The 17662-nt window shown below is 66.7% G+C and carries 18 protein-coding genes; 9 read left to right on the plus strand and 9 right to left on the minus strand.

The features are described 5' to 3' along the window. Positions 1-40 precede the first annotated feature (40 nt). From AC1HIL_RS15120 to AC1HIL_RS15145, 6 genes are all read right to left on the minus strand, one after another. Positions 41-1471 carry an enolase C-terminal domain-like protein gene (locus AC1HIL_RS15120; RefSeq protein WP_479672114.1) on the minus strand — a complete coding sequence of 477 codons (1431 nt, stop codon included), beginning with the start codon at positions 1469-1471 and terminating at the stop codon, positions 41-43. 10 nt (positions 1472-1481) lie between these two features. Beyond that, entirely contained in the window at positions 1482-2261 is a 780-nt protein-coding gene (locus AC1HIL_RS15125; RefSeq protein ID WP_479672115.1) for an ABC transporter ATP-binding protein, read from the minus strand. Positions 2262-2307: 46 nt separating this feature from the next. Continuing rightward, a complete protein-coding gene (locus AC1HIL_RS15130; RefSeq protein WP_479672116.1) occupies positions 2308-3312 on the minus strand; it encodes an ABC transporter substrate-binding protein in 1005 nt (334 codons plus the stop codon). Between the two features lie 55 nt (positions 3313-3367). Then, the gene (locus AC1HIL_RS15135) at positions 3368-4141 is read right to left on the minus strand and encodes an ABC transporter permease (protein ID WP_479672117.1); all 774 of its coding nucleotides are present in this window, start codon (positions 4139-4141) and stop codon (positions 3368-3370) included. Positions 4142-4223: 82 nt separating this feature from the next. Next, a complete protein-coding gene (locus AC1HIL_RS15140; RefSeq protein WP_057596118.1) occupies positions 4224-5207 on the minus strand; it encodes a tripartite tricarboxylate transporter substrate binding protein in 984 nt (327 codons plus the stop codon). Between the two features lie 219 nt (positions 5208-5426). Continuing rightward, complete coding sequence (locus AC1HIL_RS15145) at positions 5427-6074, minus strand: TetR/AcrR family transcriptional regulator (protein ID WP_281077614.1); 648 nt, start codon at positions 6072-6074, stop codon at positions 5427-5429. 92 nt (positions 6075-6166) lie between these two features. Between AC1HIL_RS15145 and AC1HIL_RS15150 the strand changes: the two genes are divergently transcribed. Beyond that, positions 6167-7891 (plus strand): thiamine pyrophosphate-binding protein, encoded by a 1725-nt coding sequence (locus AC1HIL_RS15150; RefSeq protein WP_479672118.1) that lies wholly within the window; start codon positions 6167-6169, stop codon positions 7889-7891. Here AC1HIL_RS15150 and AC1HIL_RS15155 read toward each other — a convergent pair. Further along, on the minus strand, positions 7857-8150 hold the full coding sequence (locus AC1HIL_RS15155) for a hypothetical protein (protein WP_479672119.1): 294 nt from the start codon (positions 8148-8150) through the stop codon (positions 7857-7859). The two genes, AC1HIL_RS15150 and AC1HIL_RS15155, sit on opposite strands and share 35 nt — an antisense overlap. Positions 8151-8280: 130 nt before the next feature. Here AC1HIL_RS15155 and AC1HIL_RS15160 point away from each other — a divergent pair, with 130 nt between their 5' ends. Next, positions 8281-9033 (plus strand): helix-turn-helix transcriptional regulator, encoded by a 753-nt coding sequence (locus tag AC1HIL_RS15160; protein WP_057596114.1) that lies wholly within the window; start codon positions 8281-8283, stop codon positions 9031-9033. An 82-nt stretch (positions 9034-9115) separates the two neighbouring features. Here the strand turns inward: AC1HIL_RS15160 and AC1HIL_RS15165 are convergent, their stop codons facing one another. Continuing rightward, on the minus strand, positions 9116-9574 hold the full coding sequence (locus tag AC1HIL_RS15165) for an SWIB/MDM2 domain-containing protein (protein ID WP_057598690.1): 459 nt from the start codon (positions 9572-9574) through the stop codon (positions 9116-9118). Positions 9575-9704: 130 nt separating this feature from the next. Next, a complete protein-coding gene (locus AC1HIL_RS15170) occupies positions 9705-10619 on the minus strand; it encodes a DMT family transporter (protein WP_177239321.1) in 915 nt (304 codons plus the stop codon). A 69-nt stretch (positions 10620-10688) separates the two neighbouring features. On the opposite strand from AC1HIL_RS15170, the gene AC1HIL_RS15175 reads away from it, so the two are divergent. From AC1HIL_RS15175 to pheS, 7 genes are all read left to right on the plus strand, one after another. After that, positions 10689-11099 carry a gamma-glutamylcyclotransferase family protein gene (locus AC1HIL_RS15175; protein ID WP_479672120.1) on the plus strand — a complete coding sequence of 137 codons (411 nt, stop codon included), beginning with the start codon at positions 10689-10691 and terminating at the stop codon, positions 11097-11099. A 263-nt stretch (positions 11100-11362) separates the two neighbouring features. Then, positions 11363-12694, plus strand: coding sequence for an isocitrate lyase (gene aceA / locus AC1HIL_RS15180; RefSeq protein ID WP_413763921.1), 1332 nt, complete (start codon positions 11363-11365; stop codon positions 12692-12694). 334 nt (positions 12695-13028) lie between these two features. After that, on the plus strand, positions 13029-14936 hold the full coding sequence (gene thrS, locus AC1HIL_RS15185) for a threonine--tRNA ligase (RefSeq protein WP_057596109.1): 1908 nt from the start codon (positions 13029-13031) through the stop codon (positions 14934-14936). Positions 14937-15034: 98 nt separating this feature from the next. Beyond that, entirely contained in the window at positions 15035-15655 is a 621-nt protein-coding gene (gene infC, locus AC1HIL_RS15190; RefSeq protein WP_082322072.1) for a translation initiation factor IF-3, read from the plus strand. A 200-nt stretch (positions 15656-15855) separates the two neighbouring features. Beyond that, a complete protein-coding gene (gene rpmI / locus AC1HIL_RS15195) occupies positions 15856-16059 on the plus strand; it encodes a 50S ribosomal protein L35 (RefSeq protein ID WP_057596107.1) in 204 nt (67 codons plus the stop codon). A gap of 26 nt (positions 16060-16085) precedes the next feature. Continuing rightward, entirely contained in the window at positions 16086-16445 is a 360-nt protein-coding gene (gene rplT, locus AC1HIL_RS15200; protein WP_012747009.1) for a 50S ribosomal protein L20, read from the plus strand. Between the two features lie 116 nt (positions 16446-16561). Next, positions 16562-17638 carry a phenylalanine--tRNA ligase subunit alpha gene (gene pheS / locus AC1HIL_RS15205; RefSeq protein ID WP_296726144.1) on the plus strand — a complete coding sequence of 359 codons (1077 nt, stop codon included), beginning with the start codon at positions 16562-16564 and terminating at the stop codon, positions 17636-17638. Positions 17639-17662 lie beyond the last annotated feature (24 nt).

Raw genomic sequence — 17662 nt, forward strand, 5'->3', positions numbered from 1 at the left:
TTCTTTCCTTGAGTGAGAGAGGGGACGGAGAAGCGCTGCTTCAGTAGACGGAACGCATGGCGTCCCACGAGATGCCCGCGCCGGGCTGGCCGGTGGCGAAGCCGGGCGCGGAAGCGAGCGAGGACAGGGCGAGCTGTCCGCCGCGGATCGCGAGGCGCACCGCGCCATCGCTGGATTCGTAGAGGTCGGGGTGGGCGCGCAGCAGCGCCTGCTGCTCGGCCTCGGGCACGGCCGCGAGGCCGTTGACGTAGTGGTGGCCGTTGCGCTCGACGTGCGAGAGGCCGAGCCAGCTCACCAGCGCCAGGTCCTGCTGCACGCCGAGGCCGGCCTGCATTGTCAGGTCCTCGCCCGAGAGGAAGTGGCGCGTGCCGTCGTCGGCCGCGTTCCAGCGCGCGCAGCGCGCCGCGTTGACGACCGACTTGTAGAAGCCCTTGCAGCTCTTGCTCGACACGCCGGTGTAGCCGAGTTCGCGTGCCCGCACGAAGGCATCGAGCGTGGCGTCGGATTCGTCGATGAGCAGCGGGATGCGCCGGCCGAGCGCGCGCACGTCGCGCTCGAGCGCGGCGTCGCGCCGGATCGGCTGCTCGACGAACACCGTCTTCTTCGCGAGCGCCCACAGCGCGGGCGTGGACAGCAGGCGGTCGAGGAAGGCGCCGAAGGCATCGGCATCGGCGTACTGCTCGTTGCCGTCGAGCGTGACCAGCTGCGCATGGCCGTCGATGGCGCGCGCGATGCGCTCGAGCCGGTCGATGTCGCGCGCGGTGTCGCCGCAGAGCTTGAGCTTGAAGTGCGTGAGGCCGTAGCGGCGCACGGCGGCCACGAGCGTGGTGGGCAGGCCGTCGTCGGGTGCGTCGGGCAGGGCATCGCCGTCGTCGATCGCGTCGGCCAGGCCCACGGTGTGGCGCGCGGCGATGCGCTCCGCGGGGCGCTGCCGCGCGAGGAAGCCGGGCATGTCGAAGCCGGCGAGGTCGTCGGCCAGGCCGCTGCCCGCGATGTCGATGCCGCCGAGGTTGGCGCTCATCGCGGCGGCGAAGCCGGTGCCGGCGTGCAGGCACAGCGCATCGAAGATCGCGCGGTCGACCAGGGCCGGCCCATAGCCCGCCACCAGCGGCTGCAGACCCTTGGCGCGGGCGCGCGCCATCAGCGCGGCGTAGTTGGCGGCGAAATGGGTCCACGCGGTCTGGGCATCGGACTCGCCGGTGTAGGCCTCGCGCGCGTCGCGCAGCGCGAAGCGCAACTGCTCGAAGTTCTGTTCGTTGGTGAGCGCCGGGTTCTTGTCGAACCACTTGGGCACCATCATCTCGGCCGCGCAGCCGCTGGCCGTGCGGCCGTCCTCGAAGCGGATGCGCGCGCGCACGTAGACCTGCGGGCAGGCGGTGACGGTGGCGGCGCCGAAGCGGAACGGCAGCCGCAGCGCGACGTCGCGCTCGGCGAAGCGGATCTCCTCGACGTGGAAACGGGGCGCGTCCATGGCTTGGCTCTCAGTGGTCCAGGATGCCCTGCGAGAAGAAGTGCGCGCGCACCAGCTTCGTGTAGTGGCCGAACTCGCTCGAGGCCATCATGTCGAGCGTGCGGGCGCGCGGCAGCTCGATGTCGTAGACGGCCGCGATCGAGCCGGGGCGCTCGCTCATCACGATCACGCGGTCCGACAGGAAGATGGCCTCGGGGATGCTGTGGGTGATCAGCATCACGGTCTTCTTCGAGGCCATCCAGATGCGCTGCAGCTCGAGGTTCATCTTCTCGCGCGTCATCGCGTCGAGCGCGCCGAAGGGCTCGTCCATCAGCAGCACCGACGGGTCGTGCAGCAGCGCGCGGCAGATCGAGGCGCGCTGCTGCATGCCGCCCGAGAGCTGCCAGGGGTACTTGCGCTCGAAGCCCTTGAGGCCGGCCATGGCCATCAGCTCGTGCGCGCGCGCCCTGGCGGCGTCCATCGGCAGGTGGCGCATCTCGGCCTGCAGCAGGATGTTGTCCTCCACGCTGCGCCAGGGCAGCAGCACCGCGCTCTGGAACACGATGCCCACGTCCTTCTGCGGTCCCTGGATCGGCTTGCCCGCCAGCGTGAGGCTGCCGCCGCTGATCGGCAGCAGGCCCGCCACCATCTTGAGCAGGGTGCTCTTGCCGCAGCCCGAGGGGCCGACGACGGAGACGAACTCGCCTTCCTTGATGGCGAAGTCGAGCGGCTTCAGCGACTCGACGGGGCCATCCTTGCTTTGGTAGATCTTCGAGACGCCGCGCGCTTCGATCAGGTTGACTTGGGACATGGGTGCGTGAGGGAGGTCGGGATGCGGGCGCGCGGGCGAAGGGAGATCAGTTCGGCAGGAAGTCGAGCGTCACGTAGTCCTCGGGCTTGCCGCGCGTCGAGGCGTCCATGCCGCCGTACTGCACCAGCAGGTCCAGCGAGTCGTTGACGTTCTTCATCGCCACGCGGAAGGGGCGCTGGTTCGCCGTGTCCTTGGTGTGATAGAGCGCCACGCTCTGCTTCATGCCCACGATCAGCGTGTCGCGCACGCCGGCCTTGGGGTTGGCCTTGAGCATCGCGTCGACCGCGGCCTCGGGGCTCTTCTCGGCGGCTTCGGCGGCCTTGGTCGAGGCGCGCATGAAGCGCTTCACGAGGTCGGGGTTCTCGGTCAGCAGGTTCTTGTTGGTGATGATCCCGGAGCTGATCTGGTTCACGCCCGAGTCGGCGAAGCGGATCGGCGACACCGGCTTGCCGGTGGCGTCCTGCAGCTTGATGGCCTGGTCCATCACGTAGCCCAGCAGCATGTCGGCCTGGCCGTTGATCACCGCATTGAGCTTGGTCTGGCCGTCGCCCGAGACGATCTTCACCTGGTCGGCCTTGATGTCGTTGACCTTGAGGAACAGCGGCCACATCTGCGACATCGAGTCGCCCGGCGTCACGGCCACGGTCTTGCCGATGATGTCCTTCGGCGTCTTGATGTTCTTCTCGCTGAAGCCCATGACCGACATCGGGCTGACCTGGAACAGCACGCCGGTGGACTTCAGCGGCGCGCCCTTGGCGGCGGCCTTGATCATGGTCGTGACGTCGATGTAGCCGAAGGTCGCCGACTTGGCAGCCACCGCCTGCGCGGTGACGGCGGAGCCGCGGCCTTCCTGGATGTCGAGGTCGATGCCTTCCTCGGCGTAGAAGCCCTTTTCCTTGCCGAGGAAGAAGGGCGCGTGCTCGCTGTAGAGGTACCAGTTGAGCATCAGCGTGACCTTGTCCTTGGGCTTGTCGCCCTGCGCATGCGCGGGGGCGATGGCGAAGGTGGCGAGCGCGGCGGCGGCGAGCAGCGAGGGAAGCAGTTTCTTCATGTCTTGTCTCCGGGAGAGTTGTTGGCTTGGGGCGAAGGAACCAGGGAGGGGGAACTCAGTTGGCGTGGCGCTGCGAGGCATGCCAGGGAATCATCACGCGCTCGACCAGGTCGACCGCCACGAACAGGACCACGCCGATGCTCGAGAGCACGACCAGCGCGGCGAACATCAGCGGCAGGTCGAAGTTGCCGTTGGCCACCTGCAGCACGTAGCCGATGCCCGAGTTGGAGCCGACGAATTCGCCGACCACCGCGCCGACCACGGCCAGCGTGACCGAGACCTTGAGGCCGCTGAAGATCTGCGGCAGCGCCTGCGGCAGGCTGATCTTGAAGAAGGTCTGCAGCCGGCTCGCGCCCATCGAGCGCGCGAGGTCGAGCATGTCGGGCTCGACCGACTTGAAGCCCATCACGGTGGAGACCACCACCGGGAAGAAGCCCAGCAGGAAGGCCGAGATCACCTTGGGGAAGATGCCGAAGCCGAACCACACCACGAACAGCGGCGCGATCGCCACCTTGGGGATGCTTTGGGAGAACACCAGCAGCGGATAGACGTAGGACTCGACCAGTCGCGAGTAGGCGATGACCATCGCGATCGGAATGCCGATCACGATGGTGAGGCCGAAGCCGCCGAGCGTGGCGAGCGTGGTCTTCCAGCTCTCGGCCAGCAGGCGCGGCCATTCGTTGACCAGCTGCTTCACCACCTCCCACGGCGGCGGGATCAGGTAGACCGGGATCTTGAAGAGGCGGATCGCGAGGTCCCACAGCACCAGCAGCAGCAGGATCAGCAGGAAGGGGCGCAGCGCCGGGGAGAGCAGGAGTTTGCGGATCATGGAGAGCGCGCCGGTGGCGGCGCGGGGCGTTCGGTCGGAAGTCGGTGGGCTGCGGGAGAGACGGGTGCTGGCGGAAGAGGCGTTACTGCTGGACCGCGAGGCCGGCGGCCTTCACGAGCTCGGCGTTGCTCGCGATCTCCTGCTTGATGTAGGCATCGAACTGCGCGGGCTTGAGCGTCCAGGCATCGGCGCCGAGCTTGAGGAAGCGCTCCTTCACCTCGGGCGTGGCAAGGGCCTTCGCCACTTCGTCGTGCAGGCGGTCGACCACGGCGCGCGGCGTCTTCGCGGGCGCCATCATCCCGATCCAGAAGTTGAACTCGGAGCCGGGCACGCCGGCCTCGGCGGTGGTGGGCACGTCGGGCAGGGCGGCCGCGCGCTTGGGCGAACCCACGGCGAGCGCCAGCAGCTGGCCTTCCTTGATCTGGCCGATGACCGGCGCGATCGGCGAGAAGTAGTAGTCGACGCGGCCCGAGAGCACCTCGGTGACGGCCTCGCCCGATCCCTTGAACGGGATGTTGGTGGCATCGATCTTGGCGGCCATCTTGAACTTCTCGGCGTTCAGGTGCGTGGCGCTGCCCTGGCCGGCCGAGGCGAAATTCATGCTGCCGGGCTTGGCGCGTGCGGCAGCCAGCAGCTGGGGCAGCGTCTTGATGTTCTTCGAGGGCGCGATCACCAGCGCGTTGGGCAGCGAGGAGATCGGCGTGACGCCCGCGAAGTCGTTCACCGTGTCGAAAGGCAGCTTGGCGAAGGTGGAGGGGCTGACCGTGTGCGACGACGAATGGATCATCACCGTGTAGCCGTCGGCCGCCGCGGTGGCCACCGCCTGCTGGCCGATGGTGCCGCTGGCGCCGCCGCGGTTCTCGATCACCAGCGGCTGGCCCATGCTCGCGCCCATCTTGTCGGCGATGGCGCGCGCAATGATGTCGGTGGTGCTGCCGGCGGCGAAGGGCACGATCACGCGGATCGGCTTGCTGGGGTAGGCGACTTCGGCGCCGGCGAGGGCGGGGAGCAGGGCGCCCAGGCCGACGATCGCGGCCAGCGTGGCGGTGCGTGCGAGTTGCTTCATGGGTCTTTGTCTCCGCGCGGCGGGGCCGCTGGTGTCGTTGCGAGCTCAATTCACCAATAAGTGAATTGCCGATTCTAGGAACGCGGGCGCGGCAGCGTCAACGGGTGGACCCTGGTGGATACCCGTAGATCTGGAAAGCGATGGGGGCCGTCTCGCGCGGCGATGGCGCGCGGCCCTGCCGCCGAGACGGGGGGCGGCAGGAAGCGGCGGAAGTGCGGGTCAGTGCAGCACGTAGCCGAGCACGAGGTCGGTCATGTGCGAGAGGCGCTGCGCCATCGCCTTGGGCGCGCGCAGGTCACGGCCGAAGATGGCCGAGAGCGTGTGGTTGTTCGAGAGGTAGAAGTAGCACAGCGAGGCAATCGAGATGTAGAGCTGCACCGGATCGACGCCCGCGCGGAACAGGTTGTCGCGCCGGCCGCGCTCGAGCACCGTGTCGAGCAGCTGCACCAGCGGCGAGTTCATCTCCTGGATGCGTTCCGAGCGCTTGAGGTGCGAGGCCTGGTGCAGGTTCTCGCTGTTGAGCAGCGTGATGAACTCGGGATGCTCGAGGTAGTAGTGCCAGGTGAAGGACACCAGCTGGCGGATCGCCTCGACCGGATCGATCTCGTCGAGGTGCAGCCGCTGCTCGGCCTCGCGGATGTCGGCGTAGGTGCGCTCGAGCACCGCGAGGAACAGGTCGTCCTTGCTGCCGAAGTAGTAGTAGATGAGCCGCTTGTTGAGGCCCGCGCGCTCGGCGATGCTGTCCATGCGCGCACCCGCGAGGCCGCGCGCCGAGAACTCGTCGCGCGCCGAGGCGAGGATCGCGAGCTGCGAACGGTCGGCATCGCGCGAGCGGGGTTCCAGCGTGTCGGGGGCGGTGGCCTTCATGGCGCGAATTTAACCATTTGGGGAATTAAAACAAGGGAGGCGAGGCGGGCGCACATAATCGCCGCGGACAAAGTGTTGGAGTTCTACTGCTCATGAGTACATCACAACCCGCAGGCCACCTGATCGTCGAGTGCCTGCTCGAACAGGGCATGGAGATCGCGTTCGGCGTGCCCGGCGAGAGCTTCCTCGCGGTGCTCGACGGCTTCCATGCCTACGGCGATCGCGCGCGCTTCATCGTCAACCGGCAGGAGGGCGGCGCGGCCTTCATGGCCGAGGCGCACGGCAAGCTCACGGGCCGTCCCGGCATCTGCTTCGTGACGCGCGGCCCGGGCGCGACCAATGCCTCCATCGGCGTGCACAACGCCTTCCAGGATTCCACGCCGATGGTGCTGTTCGTCGGCGACGTGGGCAGCGACTTCCGCGACCGCGAGGCCTTCCAGGAGGTCGACTACGGCAGCTTCTTCGGACCCAGCACCAAGGGCTTCGCCAAGCGCGTGGAGCGCATCGACGATGCCAACCGCATCCCCGAGTACATCGCGCGCGCCTTCTCGACCGCGATGAACGGCCGCCCCGGCCCGGTGGTGCTGGTGCTGCCCGAGGACATGCTGCGCAGCGAGACCGCCGCGCGGCCGCTGCCGCGGGTGGAGGCGGTCGAGCCCTGGAGCGACCCGGGTGCGCTGCGCACCCTGCGCGAGCTGCTGCTGAAGTCGCGCCAGCCGCTGGTGATCGCCGGCGGCGGTGGCTGGACCGCGCAGGCCGCGCAGGCGCTGCAGCGTTTCGCCGAGAACTGGCGCCTGCCGGTGGCCAATGCCTTCCGGTTCCAGGACACCTTCGACAACCACCATCCGCTCTACGCGGGCGACGTCGGCATCGCGATCAATCCGAAGCTGGCGCAGCGCGTGAAGGACGCCGACCTGATCCTCGCCATCGGCCCGCGCCTGGGCGAGATGACGACCGGGGGCTATACGCTGCTCGAAGCGCCGAAGGCGAAGCAGACGCTGGTCCACATCCATGCGAGCGCCGAGGAACTCAACCGCGTCTACCAGGCTGACCTCGCGATCAACGCCGGCATGAGCGCCGCGGCGCGCAGCCTCGAGGTGCTGAGCGCGCCGCCCACGCTGCCCTGGGAGGACTGGGCGCTGCAGGCGCATGCCGACTACCAGGCCTGGCTCGAGCCGCAGCCGCTGGCCGGCATGCCCGCGGAAACGCCGCGCGGCGCGGTCGACATGGCGGCGGTGGTGGCGACGCTGCAGAAGCACCTGCCGGCCGATGCCACGATCACCAACGGCGCGGGCAACTTCGCGAGCTGGGTGCACCGCTACTTCCGCTACCACGGCCTCGCCAAGGGCCACAAGACGCAGCTGGCGCCCACCAGCGGCGCCATGGGCTATGGCGTGCCGGCCGGCATCGCCACCAGCCTCGCGACCGGCCGGGTGGCCTTCACGATCGCGGGCGACGGCGATTTCCTGATGACGGGCCAGGAGCTGGCCACGGCCGCGCAGCATGGCGGCAAGAGCATCGTCGTGCTGCTGAACAACGGCATGTTCGGCACCATCCGCATGCACCAGGAGCGCGAGTACCCCGAGCGGACCAGCGGGACCGCGCTGCGCAATCCCGACTTCTGCGGGCTGGCGCGCGCCTACGGCTACGCGGCCGAGCGCGTGACCGAGACCGCGCAGTTCGAGGCCGCGCTGCTGCGCGCGCTGGCGGCCGATACCGGTACGCTGATCGAGATTCCGCTCGATCCCGAGGTCATCACCACGCGCGGCACGCTGTCGTCGATCAGGCGCGCGGCGCAGCAGCAGGCGCGGGGCTGAGCGCGGCGCGATGCCTCGCGACCTCCGCGCGCAGGGCTGTGGAGCGCAGCTCGAACACTTCGAACAGGCCGAGCGCCTCGAGCGCGGGGATCAGGTCGATGAGGTCCTCGTGCGCGGCCTGGCGCTGCGCCTCGCCGGCCTGGGTGTCCTCGAGCACGCGCACGTTGGCGAGGAAGGCACCGACCGAGCCCTTGCGCACGGGCTGGCCGTTGAGGACGGCGAAGTTCTGGTCATCGGGCAGGACATCCTGGGCTTTCATGGCGGCTCCTTGAAGAAAAGAGGGAGGGGTGGATCGATGGCTTCGATGCTAGGCAGGCACCGCGTTGCGGGCTTGCGGCGCGGTGCCAATCGGTATCGCCATCGGGCCATGCCGCATCCGGAGCGGCGCGATGGCTGAGCCCGCATTGCGGCTCGACCTCAACGCCTACGAGGCGCCGCGCAGCACGGGCGCGCATGCGCACGAGGAAGGCCAGCTGTTCGCGCTGCGCGCCGGCCTGCAGCTGATCGAGACCAGCGCGGGGCGCTGGGTGCTGCCGCCCGGATGGATCGGCTGGATCGCGCCGCGCTGCGCGCACGCGGCGCAAAGCCACGGCGCGACGGCCGGGTGGAGCCTCTATCTCGATCCGGCGCTGACGACGGCCTTGCCCGCGCAGCCGCATGTGTTCGCGTCGACGCCGCTGATCCGCGAGCTGGTGGGGCGGCTGGTGTCGCTCGGCGAAGAGGGGGAGACGGCGCGCCGCCTGCGGCTGGTGGGGGTGCTGGTCGACGAACTGGCGGCGGGCGCGCGGACCTCGCTGCACCTCGCGCTGCCGCAGGAGCGGCGACTGCTCGCGCTGGCCACCGCGCTGGCCGACGATCCCGCGCGCGACGACACGCTCGAGCAATGGGCCGATCGCATCGGCATGGCGCGCCGCACGCTCACGCGCCGCTTCGCCGCCGAGACCGGCCTGAGCTTCGCGCAGTGGCGCCAGCAGGCGCGGCTGCTCAAGGCGGTGCAGTTGCTGGGCATGGGCGAGCCCGTGACGGCGGTGGCGCTGACGGTGGGCTACAGCTCGGTGAGTGCCTTCATCGAGACCTTCCGGCGCCATTTCGGCTGCACGCCCTCGCGCTTCTTCGCGCAGGGTGCCGAGGCATCGCGCTGAGGCGATCGAAAAAGCACGGACGAAAAAAAGCCGGCTGTCGCCGGCTTTCCTGATCGACCCGGAGGTCGCTCGGATGGTGCGCTTACTTGACGTGCTTGCCGATCAGCGCGGCCAGTTCGAACATCGACACCTGGGCCTTGCCGAAGATTTCCTTCAGCTTGGCGTCGGCGTTGATGTTGCGCTTGTTGGCCTTGTCTTGCAGGTTGTTCTTCTTGATGTAGTCCCACAGCTTGCTCACGACGGCGGTGCGCGGCAGCGGCGTCGAACCGACCACGGCAGCCAGTGCGGGGCTGGGGGTCAGGGCCTTCATGAAGGCGGCGTTCGGGGTGCGCTTCTTGGCGGGAGCCTTTGCAGCAGCCTTCTTCGCGGGAGCAGCCTTCTTGGCGGGAGCGGCCTTCTTTGCCGGTGCAGCCTTCTTCGCGGGAGCAGCAGCCTTCTTCGCCGGTGCTGCGGCCTTCTTCGCGGGAGCAGCCTTCTTCGCGGGAGCAGCGGCCTTCTTAGCCGGAGCTTTCTTGGCCGGAGCCTTCTTTGCAGTTGCCATGGTTGATTTCCTTTTTTGGTTGAACGTCACCAATGAAAAACAGGGTCTCCACTGGCATCGCGGATGCTAAATGAGAAAAAACGCGTTTCCAAGGGAAAAAGCGGTTTTTTCATTGGAGGCTGTTGTTTTTTCAGAGGGGAGAGCGCCCGTTTTGCCTGCGGCGCGCGGGCCAGGTCGCCAGGAAGACGCCTGCGAGAGCGAGCGCGAACGCGAACAGCTGCACCAGGGAGAGGCTTTCCCCGAGCACGAGCACGCCCACGAGGGCCGCGCTCACGGGCAGCATCACGGCGAAAACACCGGCCTGCGCGGCGGGGATGTGGCGCAGTCCGGTCATCCAGAGCCACACGGTCCAGATGCTCGCTGCGAGGGCGTAGGCCACGAGCAGCAGCCAGAGGCCGGGGCGCACCGCTGCGAAGTCGAACTGCAGCGCGAACCAGATGCCCAGCGGCGTGCTGAGCACGAAGCCCCAGAGGTTGATCAGCGAGGAGATTCGCTTGGGGCCGAGCCGACCGGTGAGCGACTTGCCGATCACCGCATAGGCGGCCTCGCAGAGCACCGCGCAGAACACCAGCAGGTTGCCGAGCCACGGCATCGACGAGGACGCGCCCGTGCCCGGGTGCGCGCTCGCATGCGCCGGCGCGAGCGCGAGCAGCCCGATGCCGATCGCCGCGCAGAGGATCGCGAGGCCGATGCGCAGCGTGATGCGCTCGCGCAGGAACAGCCAGCTCGCGACCGCGACCGCGGCAGGGATCGACGCCATGATCACGCCCGCCGAGACCGCGCTCGTGAGGCTCACGCCGAACAGCATGCAGATCGAGAACAGGAAGTTGCCGAGGAAGGACTCGAGGAACACCAGCCAGCGCGTGCGCGCCGTCATCGGCGGTTCGTCGGGCGCGCGGCGCAGCCAGTGCGGCATGGCGAGCGCGGCGATGCCGAAGCGCAGCCAGGCCAGCAGCAGCACCGGGAAGGCCGCGACCAGCGGCTTGGAGAGGGCGACGTAGCAGCCCACGAGCGACATGCTCAGCGCGAGGCAGCCGTAGGCCATGAGCCGGCCTGGGGCGGGTGCGGCGGGGTTCAATAGACTGGGGTGATTTGGGGAAAGGAGGCATCGATGATGCCGCAATCGACGTCCGTGCCGGGCGAGCGCCACGTCTTCGTCTACGGCACCTTGCGCGCGGGCGGGCGCAACGACATCGCGCGCTTCGCGCCGCCGCCGCGACGCGTGGCCGATGCCGAGGTCGCGGGCACGCTCTACGACCTCGGTGCCTATCCGGGCATGGCGCTTGGCGGCGAAGGGCGCGTGACGGGCGAGGTCTACGCGATCGATGCGCAGGTGGAGGCCGCGCTCGACCGGCTCGAGGAAGTGGCCGACGACGATTCGGGCGAGTACGTCAAGCGCTGGTTGCGCGTGCAGTCCTTCGGTGGTCGCACGTTCGATTGCCTGGTCTACGAGATCCATCCGTCCCGCATCGAGGGTCGCGCGGTGATCGCGGGCGGCGACTGGATCGCGCATTCGCGGCGTTGACGGCGCGCGTTCCGGCCCGCGTTTTTCACAGACGAAAGAGTGATTGCGTATCGTGAAAATAGCCACTGCTGCACCGCAGTATTTTTTCTCGATATGAGAAAGTTGTTTTCTCATTGAGAAATATCTCCGTAAGTTGTTGATTTTATTGATGCAAAAATATGTCTTCTATAAGACATAAGAGTGGGCGGCGCGATTACAGTAAGCCCATGGCCGCAGCGCCGAAACGCTCGAAACCAACCCTTCAATCAACTCACGGAGTGACCATGCCCCAGACCCTCACCGAACAACTCAGCCGCGAACAGCAGATTGCCGCCCTCGAGAAAGAATGGGCCACGGATCCCCGCTGGAAGGGCGTGCAGCGCGGCTACAGCGCCGCCGACGTGGTGCGCCTGCGCGGCTCGTTCCCGATCGACTACACGCTCGCCAAGCGCGGTGCCGAGAAGCTCTGGGACAAGATCAACGGCGGCTCGAAGAAGGGCTACGTGAACGCCTTCGGCGCGATCTCCGCCGGCCAGGCCATGCAGCAGGCCAAGGCCGGCCTCGAAGCCGTGTACCTGTCGGGCTGGCAAGTGGCCGCCGACGGTAACAGCTCGGAAACCATGTACCCCGACCAGTCGCTCTACGCGTACGACTCGGTGCCCACCATGGTCCGCCGCATCAACAATACCTTCCGCCGCGCCGATGAAATCCAGTGGGGCCGTGGCGTGAACCCGGGCGACAAGGAGTTCATCGACTACTTCCTGCCGATCGTGGCCGACGCGGAAGCCGGTTTCGGCGGCGTGCTCAACGCCTTCGAACTGATGAAGAACATGATCGCCGCGGGCGCCGCCGGCGTGCACTTCGAAGACCAGCTCGCCGCCGTCAAGAAGTGCGGCCACATGGGCGGCAAGGTGCTGGTGCCGACGCGCGAAGCCTGCGAGAAGCTGATCGCCGCGCGCTTCGCCGCCGACGTGCTGGGCGTGCCCACCATCGTGCTGGCCCGCACCGACGCCGAAGCCGCGAACCTGATCACCTCCGACCACGACGCCAACGACAGGCCCTTCCTGACCGGCGAGCGCACCTCGGAAGGCTTCTACCGCGTGAAGAACGGCCTTGAGCAGGCCATCAGCCGCGGCGTCGCCTACGCGCCCTATGCCGACCTGGTGTGGTGCGAAACCGGCGTGCCCGACATCGGCTTCGCCCGCGAGTTCGCGCAGGCCGTGCATGCCGCCTGCCCGGGCAAGCTGCTGTCGTACAACTGCTCGCCGTCGTTCAACTGGAAGAAGAACCTCGACGACAAGCAGATCGCCACCTTCCAGGAAGACCTCTCGGACCTGGGCTACAAGTACCAGTTCATCACGCTGGCCGGCATCCACGTCAACTGGTACAACACCTTCAAGTTCGCGCACGCCTATGCACGCGGCGAGGGCATGAAGCACTACGTGAACATGGTGCAGGAGCCGGAATTCGCGGCGCGCGAGCAGGGCTACACCTTCGTGTCGCACCAGCAGGAAGTCGGCGCGGGCTACTTCGACGACGTGACCACCGTGATCCAGGGCGGCCAGTCGAGCGTGAAGGCACTGACCGGCTCGACGGAAGAAGAGCAGTTCCACTGAGCAACTGACTCGACATTCGCTGTCACCTTGAAGCCCGGCCGCGCGCCGGGCTTTTTTTCGTGCGTGCGGATGCACGCTCGCTCATGCGGACTTCGTGCGCCGCGGCACGGTCAGCGCGCCGAGCGGCTAGAATCGTAGGCTCCACTGTCAGTCAACAAGGGCGAGAAAGGCACTTTGGTTATGACACCGCGAACTACCCCGCAAGCCATCTGCGGTGTTTTCTTCTTCGAAGGAAGCGCCCGCTAAACCGCGCGCGCTGGTTCGAGCCAGCTTCCCTGCCACAGCAAAGCGCGGTCATCCACCGCGCTTTTTTGTTTTTCGCCCGAGGTTTTTCATGATCCACATCACGCTCCCCGACAACTCGCAGCGCGAGTATCCCGGCCCGGTCTCGGTGGCCGACGTCGCCAAGTCCATCGGCCCCGGCCTCGCCAAGATGACGGTGGCCGGCAAGGTCGACGGTCGCCTGGTCGATGCCAGCGACGTCATCGACCACGATGCCAAGCTTCAGATCATCACGCCCAAGGACGACGAGGGCCTGGAGATCATCCGCCACTCGACGGCCCACCTGGTCGGCCACGCGGTCAAGCAGCTCTACCCGACGGCCAGGATGGTGATCGGCCCGGTGATCGAGGAGGGCTTCTACTACGACATCGCGTTCGAGCGTCCCTTCACGCCCGAGGACATGGCCGCGATCGAGGCGCGCATGCGCGAGCTGATCGCGCAGGACTACGACGTGATCAAGAAGATGACGCCGCGCGCCGAGGTGATCGAGGTCTTCAAGTCGCGCGGCGAGGATTACAAGCTGCGTCTGGTCGAGGACATGCCCGACGAGCAGGCCATGGGCCTGTACTACCACCAGGAATATGTCGACATGTGCCGCGGCCCGCACGTGCCGAACACGCGTTTCCTCAAGGTCTTCAAGCTCACGAAGCTGGCCGGCGCCTACTGGCGCGGCGATGCCAAGAACGAGCAGCTGCAGCGCATCTACGGCACGGCCTGGGCCGACAAGAAGCAGCTCGACCAGTACATCCAGCGCATCGAGGAGGCCGAGAAGCGCGACCACCGCCGCCTCGGCAAGGAACTCGACCTGTTCCACATCGACGAAGTGGCGCCGGGCGTGGTGTTCTGGCATCCCAAGGGCTGGGCGGTCTGGCAGCAGGTCGAGCAGTACATGCGCGGCATCTACCGCGACACGGGCTACTGGGAAGTGAAGGGCCCGCAGATCCTCGACAAGAGCCTGTGGGAGAAGACGGGCCACTGGCAGAACTACCGCGACAACATGTTCACGACGGAGTCGGAGAAGCGCGAGTACGCGCTCAAGCCGATGAACTGCCCGGGCCACGTGCTGATCTTCAAGAGCGACCTGCGCAGCTACCGCGACTTGCCGCTGCGCTACGGCGAGTTCGGCCAGTGCCACCGCAACGAGCCCAGCGGCGCGCTGCACGGCATCATGCGCGTGCGTGGCTTCACGCAGGATGACGGCCACATCTTCTGCACGGAGGACCAGATCCTCGACGAATGCATCGCCTACACGGCGCAGCTGCAGAAGGTGTACGCGGACTTCGGCTTCACGGACATTCTCTACAAGGTCGCGACGCGGCCCGAGAACCGCGTGGGCTCGGACGAGCTCTGGGACAAGGCCGAGCATGCGGTGATGGAATCGCTGCGCCGCTCGGGCGTGGAGTTCGTGATCGCGCCCGGCGACGGCGCCTTCTACGGCCCGAAGATCGAGTACACGCTGCGCGATGCGATCGGCCGCCAGTGGCAGTGCGGCACGATGCAGGTCGACTTCAACACGGCCGAACGCCTGGGCGGCGAGTACGTCACGGAGTCGAGCGGCCGCGCGCACCCCGTGATGCTGCACCGCGCGATCGTCGGCAGCCTCGAGCGATTCATCGGCATGCTGATCGAACACCATGCCGGCGCGATGCCCGCCTGGCTCGCGCCGGTGCAGGTGGCGGTGCTCAATATCAGCGAAGGACAGGCCGACTACGCCGCGCAAGTTGCGAAAACGCTGCAAAATCAAGGGCTTAGGGTCCAGCTCGACCTGCACAACGAGAAGATTACGTATAAAATACGCAAGCATTCGTTGCAAAAGCTCCCTTACATCGTTGTCGTGGGCGACAAGGAAAAGGAAGCTGGCGCCGTCGCAGTGCGCGCCCGGGGCAACCAAGACCTCGGTGCAATGTCCCTCGAATCGTTCGCGCAACGGCTCGTCCAGGATGTTGCTGACAAGCGTTGATTTGTCGTCGAAACACCCCACATGTTTCTGCCAAATGTACCGCTTGCCCGCGAGGACTGAGCGGCTTTCGCTACTTTTTTTGTAGCAAAACTTAGAGGATACCAACCATCGCTACTGCATTTCGCGACCGCCGCCACCGCGAGGAACGCCAACATCGCCTGAACCGGGAAATCATGGCCCCGGAAGTCCGCCTGATCGGCCCGGATAACGAGCAATTGGGTGTTGTGAGTCTTGCGGAGGCCCTGCGCCTCGCCGGTGAGCAGGACGTGGATCTGGTGGAGGTCGTCGCGGCGGCCAATCCACCGGTGTGCCGCCTGATCGAGTACGGCAAGTTCAAGTACCACGAGCAGAAGAAGGCGGCCGAGGCGAAGTCCAAGCAGAAGGTCATCGAGGTCAAGGAAATCAAGTTCCGGCCCGGTACCGACGATGGCGACTACAACATCAAGATGCGCAACATCCGGCGCTTTCTTGAGGATGGCGACAAGTGCAAGATCACGCTGCGCTTCCGGGGCCGTGAGATCACGCACCAGGAACTCGGTCTGGCCTTGCTGCAGCGCATTCGCGACGAGCTCGGCGACACGATCCTCGTCGAGCAGTTTCCGAAGCTCGAGGGCCGGCAGATGATCATGATGATCGCGCCGGGCCGCAAGAAGCCCGGTGGGGCTCCGGCGAAGCCGGCGACGGAAAACGCGGCGGCACCGGCTCCGGCCGGCGCCTGAGCGAAGAAAAACCCGGTCGAGTCCGGTGGCGCGAGCCGCCGACTTGGTCGGGGATGAGAATCTGAAGGGATTTCGCCGATCGCCGGCGCGTGCCGAAAGGCCAGCGCGGGCGGTGGCGGGATGAAGAAGTGTCTCGGGGCCAACAAGTCCATGGAGTTCATCCAAGGCGCCTCACGAGCACAAATTAAAGGAGCATTCACATGCCCAAAATGAAGACCAAGAGCAGCGCGAAGAAACGTTTCCGCGTTCGTCCCGGTGGCACCGTCAAGCGCGGTCAAGCCTTCAAGCGTCACATCCTGACCAAGAAGACCACCAAGAACAAGCGTCACCTGCGTGGTGCGGTGTCGGTGCACGAAACCAACATGGTTTCGATGGCCGCGATGCTGCCCGGCATGGGCATTTGATCAACTGACGAACAAGGAGTAATCACATGCCTCGCGTCAAACGTGGTGTAACGGCTCGCGCCCGCCACAAGAAAGTTCTCGCACTCGCCAAGGGTTTCCGCGGTCGCCGCGGCAATGTCTTCCGCATCGCCAAACAGGCGGTGATGAAGGCAGGCCAATACGCCTACCGTGACCGCCGCACCAAGAAGCGCGTGTTCCGTCAACTGTGGATCGCGCGTATCAACGCCGCCTCGCGTGAACTGGGCCTGACCTACAGCCAGTTCGCCAACGGCATCCGCAAGGCCGGGATCGAGATCGACCGCAAGATGCTTGCGGACATCGCCGTGCACGACAAGGCCGCTTTTGCGGGCATCGTGGAGCAGGTCAAGGCCAAGCTGGCTGCTTGATTCTGCACAGCGGGAAACCGTCCCCGGACAGTTTCCTGCGCCCACGGCACAAGGGCTGGCGCTTGAAAGAGCACCAGCCCTTTTTTATTTTTCCCCGAAGAAAATCTGTTGTTGCTATGAACGAGTTGGACTCCCTGGTCGACACCGCACGTGCCGCCTTCGCGCAGGCGAAGACCCCCGCAGAGCTCGAGAACGCCAAGGCCCAGTTCCTGGGCAAGTCGGGCCGCATCACCGAGCTGATGAAGGGCATGGCCGCGCTGAGCGTCGACGAGAAGAAGTCGCGCGGTGCCGCCATCAACGTGGCCAAGCAGGCGATCGAGTCCGCCCTCAACGAGCGCCGCCAGCAACTGGCCGACGAGGAGCTCTCGCAGCAGCTGCGTGCCGAGGCGCTCGACGTGAGCCTGCCCGGCCGCCGCCGCATCCCGGGCGGCCTGCACCCGGTGAGCCGCACCCTCGAGCGCATCGAGGAGATCTTCTCGAGCATGGGCTTCGACGTGGCCGACGGCCCCGAGATCGAGAGCGACTGGCACAGCTTCACCTCGCTCAACAACCCGCCGAACCATCCGGCGCGCTCGATGCAGGACACCTTCTACGTCGACCTGAATGGCGAGGACGGCATCCCCTACAACCTGCGTCCGCACACCAGCCCGATGCAGGTGCGCTACGCCCACCAGCACATCAAGAAGTACGCGGCCGAGTTCGCGGCCGCGGCGGCCGACCCCACCGGCACGGTCAAGGCGCCCGAGATCCGCGTGATCGCGCCGGGCCGCACCTACCGCGTCGACAGCGACGCCACCCACTCGCCGATGTTCCACCAGTGCGAAGGCCTGTGGCTCGGCGAGAACGTGAGCTTCAAGGACCTCAAGGTCGTCTTCACCGACTTCTGCCGCACCTTCTTCGAGCGCGACGACCTCGTGCTGCGTTTCCGGCCGAGCTTCTTCCCGTTCACCGAGCCCAGCGCCGAGATCGACATCCAGTTCCAGAGCGGCCCGCTGGCCGGCCGCTGGCTCGAGGTGTCGGGCTCGGGCCAGGTGCATCCGAACGTGGTGCGCAACATGGGCCTCGACCCCGAGCGCTACATCGGCTTCGCCTTCGGCATGGGCCCCGACCGCCTCACGATGCTGCGCTACGGCGTGAACGACCTTCGCCTGTTCTTCGACGGCGACCTGCGCTTCCTCTCGCAATTCCAGTGACCCGCTGACGCGCGAGACGAAACG

This window comes from Variovorax sp. ISS6, assembly GCF_056523145.1.